This is a genomic window from Intrasporangium zincisolvens (genome assembly GCF_034724055.1).
In the GTDB taxonomy this organism is placed as follows: domain Bacteria; phylum Actinomycetota; class Actinomycetes; order Actinomycetales; family Dermatophilaceae; genus Monashia; species Monashia zincisolvens.
The window spans coordinates 24148-44111 of record NZ_JAWIIL010000012.1 but is presented as its reverse complement, the minus strand read 5'-3'; the positions used below and the strand labels follow the sequence as shown (position 1 = coordinate 44111).

17 protein-coding genes are annotated in these 19964 nt (G+C 73.1%); 14 read left to right on the top strand and 3 right to left on the bottom strand.

Features of this window, described 5'->3' with window-relative positions:
- The first annotated feature begins 16 nt into the window (after window positions 1–16).
- The 4 genes from RY076_RS21260 to RY076_RS21245 all read left to right on the top strand — a co-directional run bounded on the left by RY076_RS21260 (window position 17) and on the right by RY076_RS21245 (window position 7845).
- On the top strand, window positions 17–1150 hold the full coding sequence (locus RY076_RS21260; RefSeq protein ID WP_323101521.1) for a winged helix DNA-binding domain-containing protein: 1134 nt from the start codon (window positions 17–19) through the stop codon (window positions 1148–1150).
- 15 nt (window positions 1151–1165) lie between these two features.
- Complete coding sequence (locus tag RY076_RS21255) at window positions 1166–2104, top strand: pseudouridine synthase (protein ID WP_323101518.1); 939 nt, start codon at window positions 1166–1168, stop codon at window positions 2102–2104.
- A 126-nt stretch (window positions 2105–2230) separates the two neighbouring features.
- Entirely contained in the window at window positions 2231–5650 is a 3420-nt protein-coding gene (locus tag RY076_RS21250) for an ExeM/NucH family extracellular endonuclease (RefSeq protein ID WP_323101516.1), read from the top strand.
- Between the two features lie 86 nt (window positions 5651–5736).
- Window positions 5737–7845, top strand: coding sequence for a S9 family peptidase (locus RY076_RS21245; protein ID WP_323101514.1), 2109 nt, complete (start codon window positions 5737–5739; stop codon window positions 7843–7845).
- Between the two features lie 24 nt (window positions 7846–7869).
- Here the strand turns inward: RY076_RS21245 and RY076_RS21240 are convergent, their stop codons facing one another.
- Window positions 7870–9135, bottom strand: coding sequence for an endonuclease (locus RY076_RS21240; protein ID WP_323101511.1), 1266 nt, complete (start codon window positions 9133–9135; stop codon window positions 7870–7872).
- A gap of 316 nt (window positions 9136–9451) precedes the next feature.
- On the opposite strand from RY076_RS21240, the gene hisD reads away from it, so the two are divergent.
- The 5 genes from hisD to RY076_RS21215 are packed head-to-tail and all read left to right on the top strand — an operon-like array spanning window position 9452 to window position 13641.
- Window positions 9452–10804 carry a histidinol dehydrogenase gene (gene hisD, locus RY076_RS21235; RefSeq protein ID WP_323101509.1) on the top strand — a complete coding sequence of 451 codons (1353 nt, stop codon included), beginning with the start codon at window positions 9452–9454 and terminating at the stop codon, window positions 10802–10804.
- Window positions 10801–11985 carry a histidinol-phosphate transaminase gene (locus tag RY076_RS21230; protein ID WP_323101506.1) on the top strand — a complete coding sequence of 395 codons (1185 nt, stop codon included), beginning with the start codon at window positions 10801–10803 and terminating at the stop codon, window positions 11983–11985. The genes hisD and RY076_RS21230 overlap by 4 nt, the downstream gene beginning before the upstream one ends.
- Entirely contained in the window at window positions 11982–12581 is a 600-nt protein-coding gene (hisB, locus tag RY076_RS21225; protein ID WP_076258817.1) for an imidazoleglycerol-phosphate dehydratase HisB, read from the top strand. Before RY076_RS21230 ends, hisB begins: the two co-directional genes overlap by 4 nt.
- On the top strand, window positions 12578–13225 hold the full coding sequence (gene hisH, locus RY076_RS21220) for an imidazole glycerol phosphate synthase subunit HisH (RefSeq protein ID WP_323101503.1): 648 nt from the start codon (window positions 12578–12580) through the stop codon (window positions 13223–13225). Before hisB ends, hisH begins: the two co-directional genes overlap by 4 nt.
- 29 nt (window positions 13226–13254) lie before the next feature.
- Window positions 13255–13641, top strand: coding sequence for a hypothetical protein (locus RY076_RS21215; protein ID WP_323101500.1), 387 nt, complete (start codon window positions 13255–13257; stop codon window positions 13639–13641).
- A gap of 20 nt (window positions 13642–13661) precedes the next feature.
- Here RY076_RS21215 and RY076_RS21210 read toward each other — a convergent pair whose 3' ends face one another.
- Window positions 13662–14630, bottom strand: a complete 969-nt coding sequence (locus RY076_RS21210) for a homocysteine S-methyltransferase family protein (protein WP_323101498.1) — start codon at window positions 14628–14630, stop codon at window positions 13662–13664.
- A 251-nt stretch (window positions 14631–14881) separates the two neighbouring features.
- Here RY076_RS21210 and priA point away from each other — a divergent pair, with 251 nt between their 5' ends.
- The 3 genes from priA to RY076_RS21195 all read left to right on the top strand — a co-directional run bounded on the left by priA (window position 14882) and on the right by RY076_RS21195 (window position 17824).
- Entirely contained in the window at window positions 14882–15646 is a 765-nt protein-coding gene (priA, locus tag RY076_RS21205; protein WP_323101494.1) for a bifunctional 1-(5-phosphoribosyl)-5-((5-phosphoribosylamino)methylideneamino)imidazole-4-carboxamide isomerase/phosphoribosylanthranilate isomerase PriA, read from the top strand.
- Window positions 15643–16428 carry an SseB family protein gene (locus tag RY076_RS21200; RefSeq protein ID WP_323101492.1) on the top strand — a complete coding sequence of 262 codons (786 nt, stop codon included), beginning with the start codon at window positions 15643–15645 and terminating at the stop codon, window positions 16426–16428. The genes priA and RY076_RS21200 overlap by 4 nt, the downstream gene beginning before the upstream one ends.
- A gap of 109 nt (window positions 16429–16537) precedes the next feature.
- Complete coding sequence (locus RY076_RS21195; RefSeq protein ID WP_323101489.1) at window positions 16538–17824, top strand: DUF445 domain-containing protein; 1287 nt, start codon at window positions 16538–16540, stop codon at window positions 17822–17824.
- Here RY076_RS21195 and RY076_RS21190 read toward each other — a convergent pair.
- Complete coding sequence (locus tag RY076_RS21190) at window positions 17814–18299, bottom strand: MarR family winged helix-turn-helix transcriptional regulator (RefSeq protein WP_323101487.1); 486 nt, start codon at window positions 18297–18299, stop codon at window positions 17814–17816. The two genes, RY076_RS21195 and RY076_RS21190, sit on opposite strands and share 11 nt — an antisense overlap.
- 68 nt (window positions 18300–18367) lie before the next feature.
- On the opposite strand from RY076_RS21190, the gene RY076_RS21185 reads away from it, so the two are divergent.
- Together RY076_RS21185 and RY076_RS21180 are read left to right on the top strand one after the other, a co-directional pair.
- The gene (locus tag RY076_RS21185; protein ID WP_323101485.1) at window positions 18368–18805 is read left to right on the top strand and encodes an organic hydroperoxide resistance protein; all 438 of its coding nucleotides are present in this window, start codon (window positions 18368–18370) and stop codon (window positions 18803–18805) included.
- A 76-nt stretch (window positions 18806–18881) separates the two neighbouring features.
- The gene (locus RY076_RS21180; protein ID WP_323101482.1) at window positions 18882–19931 is read left to right on the top strand and encodes an NADP-dependent oxidoreductase; all 1050 of its coding nucleotides are present in this window, start codon (window positions 18882–18884) and stop codon (window positions 19929–19931) included.
- Window positions 19932–19964 lie beyond the last annotated feature (33 nt).

Sequence of the window (19964 nt, the reverse complement as noted above, 5' to 3'; positions counted from 1 at the left end):
GGGGAGTGGGCACAGCGTGAAGGTCGCCGACCGCCGCCGAATGCGGCGCACCCGGCTCGCGGCGCTCGGCCTCGCACCCTCGCTGGGCGACGCGTCGACGCCCGTCAGCGCGCTCGAGGTGACCCGTCACCTCGGCGCGCTGCAGGCCCAGGACTACGGGAGCGGCGCCTGGTCGCTCGGCGTGCGGTCCGGGCTGACGCTCGAGCAGGTCGAGCAGGCGGTCCACGACCGCGAGGTGGTGCGCACGTGGCCGATGCGCGGCACCATCCACTGGGTCCCCGCCGAGGACGCCCGCTGGATGTGCGAGCTGCTCGCCGCGCCGCGTAGCACCACGCTCGCGACCCGGTTCGCCCAGCTCGGCCTCACCGAGGCCGACGTCGAGCGGTCCGGCGCCCTCTTCGAGGAGCACCTGCGCGAGCCGATGAGCAGGCCCGACGTCGCCGCGATGCTCGTCGAGCACGGCATCGACCCCACCGACCAGCGCAACTACCACCTCATCGGGTACCACTGCATGAGCGGGCTCATCTGCCAGGGGCCTCTCATCGGCAAGCAGCCGAGCTTCGTCCTCATCGACAGCTGGGTTCCCCACTCCCGCAAGCTGTCCCGCGAGGAGGCCCTCGCCACGATGGCCGAGCGGTACGTGCGCAGCCACGGCCCGGTCACCGAGAAGGACCTCGCCGGCTGGCTCCTCAAGCCGCTCGGCCTCACCCGCGAGGCGCTGGCCCTCGTCGAGGACCGGCTCGTGCGCGAGGAGGTCGACGGGCAGGTTTGGCTGTCGCACGCCGACGCCTCGGAGTCCTCGAATCTGTTGGGGCACAGTGGAGTCCACCTGCTCCCGCAGTGGGACGAGTTCCTCCTCGGCTACAAGTCGCGCGACGTCACGCTGCCGTCCGAGCACTTCCACCGCGTCGTGCCCGGCCGCAACATGGTCTTCAAGCCGACGCTCGTCGTCGACGGCGAGGTCGCCGGCACGTGGCGGCGCGCCGCGTCGGGCCGGCGCACGATGCTCGACGTGAGCCCCTTCGTACCCCTCAACGGCGTAACGCGTCGGGGCCTCGAGCAGGCGGCCGCCGGGTACGAGCGCTTCCTCGGCACCGACGTCGAGGTGCGGCTCCTCGCGCCCGCCGCGGGCGACGCGGGGCGGGGCTGAGTGGCGCGCGGAGGCGTGCCGCCCTCGCCGCTGCCACCGCGCCACGGCGTCGACGCCCAGCGCATCCGGATGCCGCAGACCGGGCCGTGGCCGACGCTGCGTGACCACCTCGTCGAGCGGCTGGCCCCGGGCCTGTCGGCGCAGGAGGTCGACCGCAAGCTCGCGACCGGGGAGGTCGTCGACGCGTCCGGCGCCCCGGTGGCGCCCGACGCGCCGTTCGTGCCGAGGTCGGTCGTGTGGACCCACCGTGACCTGCCCGACGAGGTGCCGGTGCCCTTCGACATCGAGGTGCTGCACCGCGACGAGCGCCTCGTCGTCGTCGACAAGCCGCACTTCGTCTCGACGATGCCGCGCGGTCGGCACGTCGTGCAGAGCGCCCTGGCTCGCACCCGCGTGCTGACCGGGCTGCCCCGGCTGGCGCCCGCGCACCGCCTCGACCGGCCGACCGCCGGCGTCCTGCTGCTCACCACCGAGCAGCGGTGGCGGGGTGCCTACCAGCAGGTGTTCGCGGCGGGCCTCGTGCACAAGGAGTACCTCGCCGTCGCGCCGGTGCGCGCCGACCTGCCCACCGCGTTCGTCCGGCGCACGCACCTGGTCAAGGAGCACGGCACCCACCAGGCCCGCGAGGTGCCCGGTGCCGAGCCCAACGCCGAGACGCTCGTCGAGCTGCTCGACGCCGTCGACGGGCTGGGCCTCTACCGCCTCGTGCCGCGCACCGGCCGCACCCACCAGCTGCGCTGCCAGCTGTCCGGGCTCGGCCTCCCGATCCACCAGGACCCGCTCTACCCGGTCGAGGTCGACGTCGCACCCGACGACTTCGGCGCGCCGCTGCAGCTGCTCGCCGCCGTCCTCGCGTTCGCCGACCCCGTCGACGGCAGGCCCCGACGCTTCGTCTCGCGGCGTCGGCTCGAGGCCTGGCCCGGGGCGTGGCCGAGCCCGCCGACGAGCCCCTGAGCCGGGCGGAACCATCCAACTCCTGACGTTCACGAATCGGACGCCTCGCTCGACGCGCCGAGGGGGCCCGGCCGGTCTAGTGTGACCCCCGACCGTGCGGAGGAGCCGGTCGCCAGGAGGATTCACATGCTGTCATCACGACCGACCGTGCGTCGGGTCGCGGGGGCCACCGCCACCGCACTCGCCGTCGGTGTCGTCCCGTTCGTCGTCGCGCCGAGCGCGTCGGCGGCCCCGACCGAGCTGTTCATCAGCGAGTACGTCGAGGGCACGAGCAACAACAAGGCCCTCGAGGTCTACAACGGCACCGGGGCGCCCGTCGACCTCACCGCCGGGGGCTACAACGTCCAGGTCTTCGCCAATGGCGCCGCCGCCGCGACGTCGACGACCAACCTGACGGGCACCGTCGCCAACGGCGACGTCTTCGTGCTCGCCAACCCCTCGGCCAACGCGGCGATCCTGTCCGCGGCCGACCTGACCTCGGGCAACGCCAACTGGAACGGCGACGACGCCGTCGTGCTGCGCAAGGGCACCACGGTGCTCGACGTGTTCGGCCAGGTCGGCTTCCGTCCGGTCAACGAGTGGGGCACCGGCCTCACCTCGACGATGGACAACACGCTGCGCCGCAAGGCCTCGGTCCAGGTGGGCGACCCCAACGGCTCCGACGCCTTCGACCCGTCGGTCGAGTGGGACGGCTACGCCGTCGACACCGTCGACGGTCTCGGCGCGCACTCGATCGACAGCGGCCCCGCCCCGGACGCCGCCCCGACGGTCACGGCCACGACGCCGGCCGACGGCGCGTCGGGGATCGCCCCCACCGCTCCGCTGTCGGTGACCTTCTCCGAGCCGGTCACCGCCGGTGCCGGCGCCTTCTCCCTGGTCTGCACGACGGGCGGCACCCGCGCGCTCACCGTCGCCGGTGGGCCGACCGCCTACACCCTGACCCCCACCGCGCCGCTCGTCGCCGGTGACTCCTGCACGCTGACCGTCAGCGCCGCGGCGGTCTCGGACGTCGACGCCGTCGACCCGCCCGACACCATGGCCGCCGACAAGGTCGTGCGCTTCACGACGGCCGCGGCCAACCCGTGCGAGGCCCCGATCACGCCGATCTACGAGATCCAGGGCAGCGGCCCGGTGGTCACGCGCACCGGCACCGTCACCACCCGTGGTGTCGTCGTCGGCGACTACGAGGGTGCCTCGCCGAACCTGCGCGGCTTCTTCCTGCAGGACCCCGTCGGCGACGACGACCCGGCCACCTCCGACGGCATCTTCGTCTTCGAGGGCAGCAACGCCAACGCGGTCAAGCTCGGTGACCTCGTCACCGTCACCGGCACGGCCGCCGAGAACCAGGGCCAGTCGCAGATCAGCGTCGGCACGGTCACGGTGTGCGCGAGCGACCAGACCGTCGCCCCGACCGACGTCGCCTTCCCCGTTGCAGACGACACGACGCTCGAGCGCTACGAGGGCATGCTCGTGCGCGTCCCGCAGCCGATGAGCGTCACCGAGCACTTCCAGCTCGGCCGCTTCGGCCAGGTCACGCTCTCGGCCGACGGCCGCCTCGCCCAGCCGACCAACGTCGTGGCGCCCGGCGCCGCGGCGGCCGCGCTGCAGACGCAGAACAACCTGCGCAAGATCGTCCTCGACGACGCGAGCCAGGCCCAGAACCCCGACCCGATCGTCTTCGCCCGGGGCGGGCAGCCGCTGACGGCCGCGAACACGCTGCGCGGCGGTGACACGGTGACGAACCTGACGGGCGTGCTCAACTACACGTGGGGCGGCAACGCGTCGAGCCCGAACGCCTACCGCATCCGGCCGATCGGCGCCCTCGGTGGGCAGGCCCGCTTCGAGGCCGTCAACGAGCGCCCCGCCTCGGCCCCGGCCGTCGGTGGCCACGTCCGCGTCGTCGGCATGAACCTGCTCAACTTCTTCAACACCCTCGACACGACGGGCAACAACTGCCGTGGCGGCGTCATCGGGGCGGTCATGGACTGCCGCGGGGCCAACACGACCACCGAGTTCGACCGCCAGTGGCACAAGACGGTCACGGCCGTCAGCGGCACCGGCGCCGACGTCGTCGCGTTCATGGAGATGGAGAACGACGGCTACGGCACCGACAGCGCCGAGCGGTTCCTCGTCGACCGGCTCAACGAGAAGGACGGCGCCGGCACGTGGGCGTTCATCGACGCCGACGCACGCACCGGCCAGGTCGACGCCATGGGCACCGACGCCATCAAGGTCGGGATGCTCTACAAGCCGGCGGCGGTGACGCCGGTCGGCACGACGGCCGCGCTCAACACCGACGCGTTCGTCACCGGTGGCGACAGCGGCCCGCGCAACCGGCCGTCGCTCGCGCAGGCGTTCCGCGACAACACGACCGGTGGCGTCTTCGTCGCCGTCGCGAACCACCTGAAGTCCAAGGGCTCCGCGTGCGACAGCCCCGACACCGGCGACGGCCAGGGCAACTGCGCCGCCGTGCGCACCAAGGCGGCCCAGCTGCTGTCCGACTGGCTCGCCACCGACCCGACGAAGACCGGTGACGACGACGTGCTGCTCCTCGGCGACATGAACTCCTACGCCAAGGAGGACCCGATCGCGATGTTCGAGGGCAAGGGGTTCACCAACCTCATCGCGGCCCGCAACGGCGCCGAGGCGTACTCCTACGTCTTCGACGGCCAGTGGGGCTACCTCGACCACGCGCTCGGCTCGGCATCCCTGTCGCGTCAGGTGACCGGCGTCGCCGACTGGCACGTCAACGCCGACGAGCCGTCCGTGCTCGACTACAACACCGAGTTCAAGTCGGCGAACCAGGTCGCGAGCCTCTACAGCCCCGACCAGTTCCGCATCTCCGACCACGACCCGGTCGTCGTCGGCCTCGACCTGGCCAACGCAGCTCCCGTCGTGACATCGGTGACGGGCCCGTCGGACGCCACGTCGGTCGGCGCCACGGCGGCCGTCTCGGCCTCGTTCACCGACGCCGACGCCCTCGACACCCACACGGCCACCATCGCGTGGGGTGACGGCTCGACGACGGCCGCGCCGGTCACGGGCGGCACCGTCTCCGGCGGCCACGTCTACGCCGCGGCCGGCGTCTACACCGTGACGGTCACCGTCAGCGACGAGTGGGGTCACAGCGGCAGCGGCACGACGACCGTCGTCGTCTACGACCGCGCGGCCGGGTTCCTCACGGGCGGAGGCTGGTTCACCTCGCCGAAGGGTGCCGTCGCCGGCGACCCGTCGGCCACGGGCAAGGCGCAGTTCCAGGTGTCGGCGCAGTACGCGTCGGGCGCGAGCCGGCCGGCCGGGTCGTTCACCCTGGCGACCCCGGGGCTGACGCTCGCCTCGACGGGCCTCGACTGGCTCGTCGTCACCGGTGACACCGCCCGCCTCGCGGGTCAGGCCACCGTCGGCGGTGCGCCGGGCTACCGCTTCGAGGTGACGGCCACCGACGCCGCGACCGACACGCTGCGCGTCGTCGTGCGCGACGCGTCCGGTGCGGTCGTCTACGACGGCGGTACGCAGCGGGTCCAGGGCCAGGTCAAGGTCCACTGACCGGCTGACCCGCGTCGCACCGACACGAGCGCCCCGGAGCCCCACGGCTCCGGGGCGCTCGCGCGTGCGCCCGTAGACTGCGCGGAATGCAGCACCCTCCGCTCGCCCGGCGTGACCCGAAGGTCCGCGTCCACCACGGCGACACCTTCGAGGACCCCTACGCCTGGATGGCCGACCGCGACGCCCCCGAGCTGCGCGAGCTGCTCGTCGCCGAGAACGCCTGGGCCACCGAGCGCACCGAGCACCTGCGGCCGCTCGCCGACCAGGTGTTCGAGGAGTTCCGCTCCCGCATCGAGGAGACCGACCTGTCGGTCCCTGTGCGCCACGACCGCTGGTGGTACTACTCGCGCACCATCGAGGGGGAGCAGTACGCCGTCGATGCCCGAGTCCTCGTGGCCGACCACCCGCAGCGACCGGCCCTCGACCACGGCGCCCCGCCGGCGGGGGAGCAGGTGCTCCTCGACGGCAACGCCGAGGCGCAGGGCCACGAGTTCTACGGCGTCGGGGCGAGCGAGGTGTCGCCGGCTGGTGACCTGTTCGCGTGGGCCGTCGACCTCGCGGGTGACGAGCGCTACGACGTGCGCGTGCGGCGCATCGCGAATGGCGAGGTGCTCGACGAGGCCGTCCGCGACACCGGCGGCTCGCTCGCGTGGTCGCTCGACGGCCGCTACCTGTTCTACACGCGCGTCGACGACGCGTGGCGCCCGCACCAGGTGTGGCGCCACGAGGTCGGCACCGACGCCGACGGCGACGTCCTCGTGCACGAGGAGACCGACGAGCGCTTCTACATCGGAGTCGGCGCCTCGCGCGACGACCGGTGGGTCATCATCGCGATCGGCTCCAAGACGACGAGCGAGTTCCGGCTCCTCGACGCCGCGACCCCCCTCGACACACCACGGGTCGTCGCCGAGCGACGTCAGGGCGTCGAGTACGACGTCGAGCCGTGGGGCGAGCAGCTGCTCGTCGTGCACAACGCCCGACGCGTCAACTTCGAGCTGGCGCTCGCCCCGGTCACGTGCGCCTCGGCCGAGGAGTGGGTGTCGCTCGAGCTGACGACCGAGGACGAGTACGTCACGGGCGCAGAGGGTTTCGACGACTTCCTCGCCGTGTCGCTGCGCCGGGAGGGCGGCACTGGCGTCAGGATCGTGCTCCACGACCCCGAGGCGCCGAACGGCCTGGGGGAGGCCCACGACATCGCGGTCGGTGAGCCCATCGGCACCCTCGTCGTCGGGGCCAACCCGGAGTCGGCCACGCCGACCCTCCAGGTCGTGCACGAGTCGCTCGTCACGCCCCGCACGGTCGAGGACTACGACGTGCGCACCCGCCGCTTCACACTGCTCAAGCAGCAGCACGTGCGCGGCGACGTCGACCTGACGCGCTACCGGCAGCGTCGGGAGTGGGCCACCGCCCCCGACGGCACGCGGGTGCCGATCTCCGTCGTGCACCGCCACGACGTCGCGGCCGACGGCACGGCCCCGGGCCTGCTCCACGCCTACGGCGCCTACGGCATCCCGAGCGACCCGTGGTTCTCGGTGCTGCGACTGTCCCTGCTCGACCGGGGCTGGGTCTTCGCCGTCGCGCACGTGCGCGGCGGCTCGGAGATGGGGCGGTCCTGGTACGACGACGGCAAGCTCGAGGCCAAGCCGAACACGTTCTCCGACTACGTCGCGTGTGCCGAACACCTCGTCGAGTCAAAGATCGTGGCGCCCGACCGGCTTGCGGCAGAGGGTGGTTCGGCCGGGGGTCTGCTCATGGGTGCGGTGGTCAACCAGGCGTCCGAGCGCTTCCGGTTCGTCCACGCGCAGGTGCCGTTCGTCGACGCGCTCACCACGGTGCTCGACCCGAGCCTGCCGCTGACCGTCGTCGAGTGGGAGGAGTGGGGCAACCCGCTCGAAGACCCCGACGCCTACGCCCTCATGAAGGCCTACACGCCCTACGAGAACGTGCGCCCGGGCGCCCACCCGAGCCTGCTCGTCACGACGAGCCTCAACGACACCCGTGTGTACGTCACCGAGCCGGCCAAGTGGGTCGCTGCGATCCGGTACGCCGACGCCCAGCTGCCCGCGGGTACGCAGAGCCCGCAGGTGCTGTTCCGCACCGAGATGGTCGCCGGCCACGGCGGCCGCTCCGGGCGCTACGACACGTGGCGGCAGTGGGCCTGGGAGACGGCCGTGCTCATCGACCAGACGTCGTGAGCACGGCCGCCGGGTAGCCGTCGGTCACGAACCCCAGATGGCGGTGACCCACTCGGGGTGGTCGATGAACGGGTTCCGGTTGTGCTGCCACGTGTCGAAGATGACCTGGTTGCGGCGCTTCTCGAAGGCGTCCGGCGGGTCCTGCAGGTTCCACTGCTTGAGGACCGACAGACGTCCGATGGCCGGGGCGGTGCCGTTGCCCACGAGGTCGTTCGGCTCGAGGTCGGCGAAGCCGTCGCCGCCGTCCCAGCGGACCGCCATGTAGAGGATCATCCGGGCGACGTCGCCCTTGACGGCGTCACGCGGCTGGAACGAGTCGCCGTCGCTGAGGCAGCCGGTGCACTGGGCCACCGGTGACCCTCCGTTGTCGAAGTCGAGGTTGCCGCGGGTGCTGTTGACCGTGACGTCCTCGGGACGCAGGTGGTGCACGTCGGTGCCGGGGCCGTTGACCGTGCCGAAGTCGCCGTGGCTCTTGGCCCACACGTGCTCGCGGTTCCACTGGTCGACGCCACCACCGTTGTCGGACTTGGCGATCGAGCGGCCCGAGTAGACCTCGATCACGTTGTTGGTGTTGTTCGGGTCCTGGTCGGTGTCCTTGAGCGCCGTCCAGACCTGGTCGTACGTCAGGGTCGTGACGCCACTCGAGATGATCCGGTGCAGCTCGGTGTGCAGCGCTGAGCCGGACTTGCCGATCGCCGACGCGTAGTACGTCGAGTCGTACGGGCCGGTGGTGCCAGTGGGGCTGGGGGAGGTGGTCGTGCTCGTCGTCGGCGGGGGTGTGGTCGTGGACGAGCCGCTGAAGGCGAACGCCGTCGTGCCGGTCATGCCCGGGTGCGAGAAGTACGCCGTGAGGGTGCCGGTGACGTCGACCTGCCGCCCCATGAGCGAGGGGTTGCTCTGCAGGCCCCACTGCGCGCGGAACGCGGACGGGATCTGCACGTAGAGCATCCGGCTCGTGCCGGTCTCCGAGGCGGTGTCGGCGATCGCGAGGGCGTAGTCGTTGGGGAAGCCGGACCGCACGACGGTGTTCGTCGCGGTCGGCTGGCCGACGACGTAGCCGCGCACGGTCGCCGAGCGGCCGTCCTGCGTCGAGACGGCCTGCGAGACGGTGAGCGGTGCGGCGGCCGCGAGGCCGGCCGGCGCGGGCGCCGCGACGACGCGTGGCGTCCCCGACGCGGGAGCGCCGGACGCGCTCGAGGCTGCGGTGAGCGCGATGGAGGGCGGGACGACGCCGACGGCGAGGCCGAGAAGGGCGGCGCCGATCCGGCGCCTGCTGATGACGACGGGCACGGGTTCTCCTGGGGTGTGCGAGGGCGTAGAAGACGTGTGAGGACGGTGTGCAGTCGGTGCGAGGAGGTGGGGCGCGACCCCGGCCGGACGCTCGCGTGGACGACTCGGAGGATGAGCTGACCAGGAGGTCGTGGGCGCCCGGCCGGGACCGCTCCGAGCGTGGCGGAGCCCCGGTGGGGCGAGGGTCTGGCGGGGGTCTGGCCTTGGTCAGCGGCGGTTCAGGATTGGACAGCCCCGACGGGGGGTGGCGGCAGCACCGACCCGCACGCTGAGACGCTGCAGGGGCACGCGAACGCGCCTCCTAGACTGGTGACCCATGATGTCCACCCTCGACCTGCGCGGACGCACGCTCGACGTGCGCTTCCTGCGCGGCGCCCTTCCCCGAGCCGAGTTCGACGTCACGGCCGCCCTCGAGCAGGTGCGGCCGATCTGCGAGGACGTCGAGCATCGGGGTGCTGCGGCCCTGCGCGACCTGGGTGAGCGGTTCGACGGGGTCCGCCCGACGCACCTGCGGGTGCCGGCCGCCGTGCTGCAGTCGGCCCTCGAGAGCCTCGAGCCCGACCTGCGAGCCGCCCTCGAGGAGGCCATCCGCCGCGCCCGGCTCGTCCACGCCGACCAGCGGCGCACCGACTCGACGACCACCGTCGTGCCCGGCGGCACCGTCACCGAGCGCTGGGTCCCGGTCGACCGCGTCGGCCTCTACGTGCCGGGCGGCCTCGCGGTCTACCCGAGCAGCGTGGTCATGAACGTCGTGCCCGCCCAGCTCGCCGGCGTCGGCTCGCTCGCCGTCGCCTCGCCGCCTCAGCGCGAGAACACCGGCGAGTTCGCCGGCTACCCGAACCCGACGATCCTCGCCACGTGCGCCCTGCTCGGCGTCGAGGAGGTGTACGCCGTCGGCGGCGCCCAGGCCGTCGCCATGTTCGCCTACGGCTTCTCCGAGGAGACGCCGGAGGGCGTCACCGTCACGTGCGACCCCGTGTCGATGGTCACCGGCCCCGGCAACATCTGGGTCGTCGCGGCCAAGCGCCTGCTCAAAGGGCTCATCGGCATCGACGCCGAGGCCGGCCCCACCGAGATCGCCGTGCTCGCCGACGACTCCGCCGACCCCGAGCACGTCGCCGCCGACCTCGTCAGCCAGGCCGAGCACGACCCGCTCGCCGCGTCGGTGCTCGTCACCGACAGCGAGCAGCTCGCCGAGGCCACGCGCGGGGCGCTCGCGCGCCGTGTGCCGGCAACGAAGCACGCCGAGCGGGTCACCGAGGCGCTCGAGGGCACCCAGTCGCGGATCGTCCTCGTCGACGACGTCGACGCCGGCCTCGACGTCGTCAACGCGTACGCCGCCGAGCACCTCGAGATCCAGACGCGTGACGCGTCGGCGGTCGCGGCCCGGGTGCGCAACGCCGGAGCGGTCTTCGTGGGCCCATGGGCGCCGGTCAGCCTCGGCGACTACGCCGCCGGGTCGAACCACGTCCTGCCCACGGCCGGCTGCGCGGCGCACTCGAGCGGCCTGTCGGTCCAGTCGTTCCTGCGGGGCATCCACGTCGTCGACTACGACGAGTCGGCCCTGCGCGGCATCGCGGCGCACGTCGTCACGCTCGCCCAGGCCGAGGACCTCCCGGCGCACGGCGAGGCCGTCACGGCCCGGTTCGGCGACGAGGTGCCGCGGTGACCGACGCGTCCCCCACCCCGGCCGAGGAGGTCGCCCGGCTGCTGCGCCCCGACCTGCGCGGGCGCACCGCCTACGGTGCGCCGCAGCTCGACGTGCCGGTACGGCTCAACACGAACGAGAACTCCTACCCGGTCCCCGAGGAGGTCGTCGAGGCGATCGTCGAGGCGCTCGCAGCCGACGTCCGCGACCTCAACCGCTACCCGGACCGCGACTTCACCGACCTGCGCAAGGCACTGACTGCCTACCTCGAGAAGCAGTCCGGGGTCACGGTCACGCCCGAGCAGGTCTGGGCGGGCAACGGTTCCAACGAGGTGCTCTCGCACGTCGTGCAGGCGTTCGGCGGGCCGGGCCGGGTGGCGCTGGGGTTCACCCCGAGCTACTCGATGCACCCGATCATCAGCGAGACCCTCGGCACCACGTGGGTCGACGGCCTGCGCGGCACCGACACCTTCGACCTCACGCCCGAGTCGGCAGCCGAGCAGGCCCGGCGGCACCACCCGTCGGTCGTCTTCCTCTGCTCGCCGAACAACCCCACTGGCACCGCGCTGCCCTTCGAGGTCATCGGTGCCGTGCTCGAGGCCGCGCCCGACGCGATCGTCGTCGTCGACGAGGCGTATGCCGAGTTCGCCCGTCCCGGAACGCGATCCGCGCTGTCGCTGCTGGCCGAGCACCCGCGTCTGGTCGTCACGCGCACCATGAGCAAGGCGTTCGCCTTCGCCGGTGGACGCCTCGGCTACCTGGTCGCGGCACCCGAGGTCGTCGACGCGCTGCGCCTGGTCCGGCTGCCGTACCACCTCTCGACGCCGACCCAGACGATCGCGCGGGTCGCGCTCGAGCACGCCGACGTCATGCTCGGCACCGTCGAGGTCATCAAGCACCAGCGCGACCGCATCGTCCAGCGCCTCGCCGAGCTGGGAGCCGCCCCGGTGGCCAGCGACAGCAACTTCGTCCTCTTCGGGGGCCTGGCCGACGAGAAGGCCACGTGGCAGGCGCTGCTCGAGGCGGGCGTGCTCGTCCGCGACGTCGGCATCGCCCACCACCTGCGGGTCACGGCCGGCGACCCGGACGAGACCACGGCGTTCCTCGACGCGTTCGCCCGCCTCGCACCCACCCACCTGACCCGCACGAGCAGCACGAGCAGCACGCCGAGCAGCACGACGACCCAGGAGCAGCCCGCATGAACCGCACCGCGACGATCAGCCGCTCGACGTCCGAGTCGTCCGTCGAGCTCACCCTCGACCTCGACGGCACCGGTGTCGCCGACGTGTCCACCGGCGTCCCGTTCTACGACCACATGCTCGCCTCGCTCGCGAAGCACTCGCTCATCGACCTCACGGTCAAGGCGACCGGCGACGTCGACGTCGACGTGCACCACACCGTCGAGGACACCGCGATCGTCCTGGGCCAGGCGCTGCGCGAGGCCCTCGGCGACAAGGCCGGCATCTCCCGCTTCGGCGACGCCACCGTGCCGCTCGACGAGGCGCTCGCGCACGCCGTGGTCGACGTCGCCGGGCGGCCCTACGTCGTGCACGAGGGCGAACCGGAGGGCCAGCAGTACGCGCTCATCGGTGGCCACTTCACGGGGTCGATGACACGTCACGTCCTCGAGTCGTTCGCCTTCAACGCAGGTCTGTGCCTGCACGTGCGCGTCCTCGCCGGCCGCGACCCGCACCACATCGTCGAGGCCCAGTTCAAGGCGGTCGCGCGGGCCCTGCGCGCCGCCGTGGCCCGCGACCCGCGCGTCGTCGGCATCCCCAGCGCCAAGGGAGCCCTGTGACCGCTGGCGGCCGCGGCGTCGTCGTCCTCGACTACGGCAGCGGCAACGTCCGCTCGGCCGTGCGCGCCCTCGAGCGCGTCGGTGCCACGGTCACCCTCACCGCCGACCCCGTCGCGGCCCTCGAGGCCGACGGCCTCTTCGTGCCCGGCGTCGGCAACTTCCACGCGTGCATGAAGGGCCTGGCCGCCGCGCACGGCCCACGTGTCATCGGCCGGCGGATCAGCGGCGGCCGCCCGGTGCTCGGGGTCTGCGTCGGGATGCAGGTGCTCTTCGACGGTTCGGCCGAGCCGTCCGACGCGCCGGTCGAGGGGCTGGGGGAGTGGCCCGGCACCGTCGAGCGGCTCCCCGCCGACGTCGTGCCGCACATGGGCTGGTCGCCGGTCGAGGCCGCCGAGGGCACCCGGCTGTTCGCCGGCGTCGAGCAGGAGCGCTTCTACTTCGTGCACTCCTACGCCGTGCAGCGCTGGACGCTCGAGGCCACCGGCGCCTTCGCGCGGGTCGCGCCGCACGTCACGTGGGCCGAGCACGGCGCCCGGTTCGTGGCGGCCGTCGAGAACGGTCCGCTCTGCGCCACCCAGTTCCACCCCGAGAAGTCCGGCGACGCCGGAGCCCACCTGCTGGAGAACTGGGTCAGGGGCCTGTGACCCGACCCGGGCGGACGAGGAGGTCCACCGTGGCGACGAGGAAGACGCCGAAGCGCACGTCCAGCGGCACGCGACGCGCCGCCTCGACGCGTCGGCGCACGACGCGCACGACCGGCACGGGCGCGACGCGCCGGGGCACCCGCCCGGGACTGCCGACGACGGTCGGTGCCGCCCTCGGCACGCTCGCCGTCACCACCCTGCTCGACCTGTCGTGGCCGGCCCGCATCGGCCTGCTGGTCGTCGTGGTCGTCCTCGGACTCGGCTACGTGCTGTGGCGCCACCGTGCCGAGCTCACCACCGGCGCACGAGGCCCCGACCCCGCGCCTGAGGCGGCGAGCGGCGCAAGTGAGCCGGCCACGCCTCCTGCGACGGAGCCGCCGGCAGCGAGCGGCCCGCCCGTGGCGCCGGGGACATGACCCCGGGTACGCGACGTCGCTCAGGTCGTGGGGGCGTCTCCACCGAGGTCTCGGCCCACGCCCCAGAGGTGGGCCACGTGGGAGGCGTCGGTGCCACAGCACCCGCCGACGACCGTCACACCCGGCAGCTGTCCCACCACTCGGTCGTGTCCTGCCGAGATCGCGTGGAGGTCGCCCGCGTCGAGGTCGTCGGCCTCGTCGAGCTCCGCATGGCTGCGTGTCGACGCGTTGTAGCGCAGACCGAGCATCCTGCTGCGCCAGTCGATCCCGTCGTCACCGCCATCGGTCGCCAGAGCAGCGAGCACGTGCTCCGGGTGGGCGCAGTTGACGAGGTAGTAGTCGGGGGCCGCCTGCTCGTCGACCGTGGCGATCGCGGCCGCGAGCGTCGACCCGTCGGGCAGCCGGCCGTCGACCTCGACGGTGAACGAGATCGCCACGGGCAGCTCCAGCTCGCGGCACGCCTGTGAGATCCCGACCGCCTCGCCCGCCGTCGTGAGCGTGTAGGCCGTGACGAGGTCGGCGCCCGCCTCGGCGAACGCCGCCACCTGGGCGCGGTGGTAGTCGGCGGCCTCGGCCGGGCTCGGTGCACCGGCGCTGCGGTAGCCGTCTCCGCGCGGACCCACCACCCCCACGACGGCGACGTCTCGAAGGCCGTGCTCGTCGGCATACCGGCGACCGAGACTGCGGAGCAGGTCGATGGCGTCCGTGTCGGCTCGCGCCAGGTCGGAGGGGGTGTGGCCGAGCCGTGCACCCCAGTCGGGGTTGGCCCGCCACGTCGGTGACTCGAGGAGCAGCCCGGCTCCTGCTCGTGCTGCGACGGACGCGTAGGCGTCGTAGTACGTCGTGAGCAGCCCACGGCCGGTTGCGTCGTCGAGCAACGGGTAGGCGGCGAACTCCCGGAGCTCGACCCCGTGGTTGAAGATGAGGTCGGTCTCGAGCCCGCCGTCGGTGACCATCGGCCGGCCGGCCACCTGCGGAAGTGGATCCATGTCGGCTCCCGTGCGTCGCGAGGATCGGACTCTTCCCGGTGTACCAGACGCCATGTCGGGGCACGCGCGGAACGGTACGAGGCGGCGCCGCCGTGAGTCTGCTCGGGGATCCACGGACCGACACGCGGGGGAGGCCCCCCGCCATCACACGGCATACTCGGTGGTCGCACGTCGGGCGGCGCGAGGCCCCCGACGACACCTGCCGACCGACCACGACCACGACCGTCGTGACCGACCCGAGGAGTCGACCGATGACCGGCCAGCACACCGCCGCCCACCCCCGACTCGAGCTGCTGCCCGCCGTCGACATCGCGGGCGGCCGGGCCGTCCAGCTCGTCCAGGGCGTCGCCGGCAGCGGTGGCGAGTTCGGCGACCCGTGGGAGGCCGCGAAGGCCTGGCAGGACCAGGGCGCCGAGTGGATCCACCTCGTCGACCTCGACGCTGCGTTCGGTCGGGGCACCAACCACGACCTCATCGCCTCGATCGTCGGGCGCCTCGACCTGCGGGTCGAGCTCTCCGGCGGCATCCGTGACACCGCCACGCTCGAGGCTGCCCTCGCCACCGGCTGCCGCCGCGTCAACATCGGCACGGCGGCGCTGGAGAACCCGGAGTGGACAGCGTCGGTCATCGCCGAGCACGGCGACCGCGTCGCCATCGGGCTCGACGTGCGCGGCACGACGCTCGCGGCCCGGGGATGGACCCGTGACGGCGGCGACCTCTGGGAGGTGCTCGACCGGCTCGACCGCGAGGGCTGCGCCCGGTACGTCGTCACCGACGTGCAGAAGGACGGCATGCTCCAGGGCCCGAACACCGACCTGCTCCGCGAGGTGTGCGCGCGGACCGAGCGACCCGTCGTCGCGAGTGGCGGCGTGTCGACGCTCGAGGACATCACGGCGATCCGTGGCCTCGTCGGGGCAGGCGTCGAGGGCGCCATCGTCGGCTCGGCCCTCTACCGGGGCGCGTTCACGCTCCCGGAGGCGCTCGAGGTGGCGGGTCGCCCGGAGGCCCGCTCGTGAGCGAGGCACCCGGCGCCTTCCACGACGCCGAGGGCCGCCCGGCCGACTCCGCCGGTCAGGCCTGGGAGGGCAAGTCGATCCCCAGCCACGGCTTCTCCGGCGACACCGGGGAGGCCGACGCCGCCGTGCTCGCGGCCGTCGAGGCCCTGCACTCCGCCCCGACGCCCGAGACCGAGGAGGCGCTCGTCGCCGCGGTCGCGGCAGCCCGCTGGCTCGTGCCCGTCGTCGCCGTCGCCACGGAGGTCGACGAGTCGGGCGAGCACGCGGCCGACACCCGCAGCGACATGGCCGCGGTGACCCTGACGGCCCCGGACGGCTCGCGCGCCCTACCGATGTTCACCTCGCTCGCCAGCCTCGCCGAGTGGGACCCCACGGCGCGCCCGGTGCCCGTACCGGCGTCGTCGGCCGCACGGGCGGCCATCACCGAGGAGTGCCAGGTGCTCGTCGTCGACGTGGCCTCACCGCGCGCCACGGTGCTGCGCCCGAGCATGCTCTGGGCGCTGGCCCAGCAGCGTCCGTGGGTCCCGAGCCACGCCGACGCGCACGTCGCTGCCGCCGTGGCGGCCGCCGTCGCCTCCGAGGAGGCCGTCGCCGGCCACCGCCTCGAGGCGGGGGACCCCGCCGGGGCCGGCGTCCTGCGCGTCGTCCTCGCCCTGCGCGCGGGCCTCGGCGCCGACGAGGTCGGAGCCGTCGCGACGCGCATCGGCGAGCGCATCGCCACCGACGGCGAGACGCGTGCGAGGATCGATGCCCTGACGTTCGCGCTCGAGCCCGCGGGCTGAGCGACGCGTCGGCCCCCGGTCCCGGGAGCGTCGGCGGGTGCTCGCGCGTTCGGAGGGGTAGGAGCAGCGACAGGCAGCATCACGCAGCGTCAGCAGGGAGGGGAGGGCCGTGCCCGAACGAGTGCAGACCCCGAGCGGACCCCTGGGGTTCATGGTCGACCCCGCCCTCGACGCCCAGCGCCGCCACGACCTGCGGCAGATGCGGCTCGTCGCCACGGGCCTGCTCGTCTTCGCGGCCATCGTCTACCTGCTGACGCGCGGCCACGACGACGGAGTGCTCGGCTTCGTCAACGCCGGCGCCGAGGCCTCGATGGTCGGCGCGTGCGCTGACTGGTTCGCCGTCACCGCGATCTTCCGCCACCCGCTCGGTCTGCCGATCCCGCACACGGCGCTCATCCCGCGCAAGAAGGAGATGATCGGCAAGAGCCTCGAGGAGTTCGTCAGCGAGAACTTCATGCGCGAGGACATCATCCGCGAGCGCGTGCTCGACGCCGAGCCGACGCGTCGTGCGGCCGAGTGGGTCCTCGGCCCGGGCCACGCCAAGCGGCTCGTCGACGAGGTCGCGACGGTCACGGTGCACGCCCTGCACCGGATCCCCGACGCCGACGTCCGCGCCGTCATCGAGCAGGCCGTCCTGCCCCGGCTCAAGCAGGAGCCGATCAGCTCGCTCGCCGGGGGCCTGCTCGACCAGGTCGTGCGCGACGAGGCCCACGTGGCCCTCGTCGACCTCGCCCTCGACGAGCTGCGGGTGTGGCTCGTCGACAACGAGGACCTCTTCGAGTCGCTCATCACCCAGCGGGCCCCCGCGTGGGTGCCCGACGCGATCAACGACCTCGTCGCCCGCAAGGTGCACACCGAGGCCCTCAAGTGGCTCGCGGACATCCGCAACGACCCTCGGCACGACGTGCGCCAGGCGCTCGACAAGCTGCTCGTCGACCTCGCCGACGACCTCCAGCACGACCCCGTCACGCAGGCCAAGGCCGAGCGGCTCAAGGAGCGCCTCCTGTCGCACCCCCAGGTGCCCGACACCGCGATGGCGCTGTGGTCCTCACTGCGGTCCGTCGTCGTCGCGGCGCTCGAGGACGGGGACGGGCCGGTGCGCACCCGGGCCGTCAAGGAGGTCACCGGGCTCGCCGAGCGCCTGCTCGCGGACAAGGCGGTCCGCGACCGCATCGACGCCCGGATCTGCGACGCGACGGTCTACGCCGTCGAGCGGTACGGCACCGAGGTCACCCAGGTCATCAGCGCGACCATCGACCGCTGGGACGGCAAGGAGACCGCCGAGCGCGTCGAGCTCCAGGTGGGCCGTGACCTCCAGTTCATCCGGATCAACGGCACCCTCGTCGGCGGCCTCATCGGCGTGCTCATCCACGCCGTCTCGGTCCTCATCCCCTGACGGGGGCGGGGGCCGACGCCTCGGCCGCGACGGCGTCGAGCCGCTCGGAGACGGTGCGTAGCACGCGGTGCAGCTCGAGCATCTCGGCGTGGGTCAGACCGCTGCGCTCGGCGATGGTCGTCGGCAGCCCGGTGAGGGCGTCGAGGCGCTCGCGGCCCGTGGTCGTGAGGCCGACGACGACGCGTCGTTCGTCCTCGGGGTCCCGCTCGCGCACGACGAGGCCGGCGGCCTGCATCCGCTTGAGCAGGGGGGACAGGGTGCCGGAGTCGAGGCGCATGAGGCGGCCGAGGTCGCCGACGGTGACCCGTCCGTGCTCGCCGAGGGCCATGAGGGCGATGTACTGCGGGTAGGACAGGCCGTGCTCGGCGAGCAGCGCCCGGTAGACGGCGTCGAAGGCGCGCACCGTGGTGTGCATCGCGTAGCAGATCTGCTGCTCGAGACGGAGGTCGTCCGGGGGTGAAGTGGTGCGAGCCATGGATCCAGTCTACTATTCAATTGCGCACAATTGAATTGCTGACAACCTGACTCGACCGAAGGAACCCGATGACCACCACCGCCGCGCCCACCCAGCAGGCCCGCTATCTCGCCTCGGCCACCGCGTCCGGCCGCGAGGGCCGCGCCGTCACCTCCGACGGCCGCCTCGACGTCATGCTCGCCGCGCCGCGCGAGCTCGGCGGCAGCGGGGAGGGCACCAACCCCGAGCAGCTGTTCGCCGCCGGGTACGCCGCATGCTTCGCGAGCGCGCTCGGCCTCGTGGCCCGCCAGCGTCGGGTCGAGGGCTTCGACGCCGCGGTCACGGCCGACGTCAGCCTGTCCGGCACGCCCGGGCAGGGCTTCTCGCTCGGCGTCGTCCTCGACGTCGAGCTGCCCGACGGCCTCGACGCCGACCTCGGCCGCGAGCTCGTCGATCGCGCCCACGAGGTGTGCCCGTACAGCAACGCGACCCGCGGCAACATCCCCGTCGAGCTGCGCGTCAGCTGAAGGCCACCACCCCTCCAGCCCGACACCCCACCAGTCCGACCCCTCCACGAGAACCACTGCACGACAAGGAGACCCGATGATCGACAGCACCACCACCCCCGCCACCACCTCCACCACCGCCGGCACGACCGCACCCCGCGAGGTGCGCCTCGTGTCCCGCCCTGTCGGCTGGCCGACGCCCGAGAACTTCGAGGTCGTCGCCAGCGAGCTGCCCGAGCTCGGTGAGGGCCGGGTGCGCGTGCGCAACGTCGTCATGTCGGTCGACCCGTACATGCGCGGCCGGATGAGCGACGCGAAGTCCTACGCCGAGCCCTACGCGCTCGGCGAGGCGATGCACGGGGGAGCGGTCGGCGTCGTGGAGGAGTCGCGCGCCGAGGGCGTCGCCGTCGGTGACCACGTGCTGCACGGCCTCGGCTGGCGCGAGGTCGCCGTCGTCGACGCGTCGGCCGTCCGCGTCGTCGACACGACGATCGCCCCGGCGTCGGCCTACCTCGGCGTCCTCGGCATGACCGGCCTCACCGCCTATGCCGGCCTGACGCGGGTCGCCGGCCTCAAGGAGGGTGACGTCGTCTTCGTCTCGGGCGCCGCCGGGGCCGTCGGCAGCGTCGTCGGCCAGGTCGCCAAGGCGCTCGGTGCGAGCCGCGTCATCGGCAGCGCGGGCTCCCAGGAGAAGGTGCGCCACCTCATCGAGGACCTCGGCTTCGACGCCGCGTTCAACTACAAGGACGGACGCGTCTCGGACCTGCTGCGCGAGGCCGCCCCGGAGGGCATCGACGTCTACTTCGACAACGTCGGCGGTGACCACCTGGAGGCCGCCATCGGCTCGCTGCGCCTCGGCGGACGCATCGCGATCTGTGGCGCGATCTCGGTCTACAACAACACCGAGCCGGCCCCCGGCCCGCGCAACCTCGCCCGCCTCATCCAGACGCGCGGCACCATCACCGGCTTCCTCGTGGGCGACCACTGGGACCTCGCCGGGGAGTACGCCAAGAAGGCGGCCGGCTGGCTCGCCGACGGCACCCTGACGACCCGCGAGACCTTCGCGGACGGCATCGACCACGCCGTCGACGCCTTCCTCGGCGTCCTGCGGGGCGAGAACACCGGCAAGATGCTCGTCCGCCTCTGACGAACGCGAGTGAGCGGCCGAGGGCCCGATGCG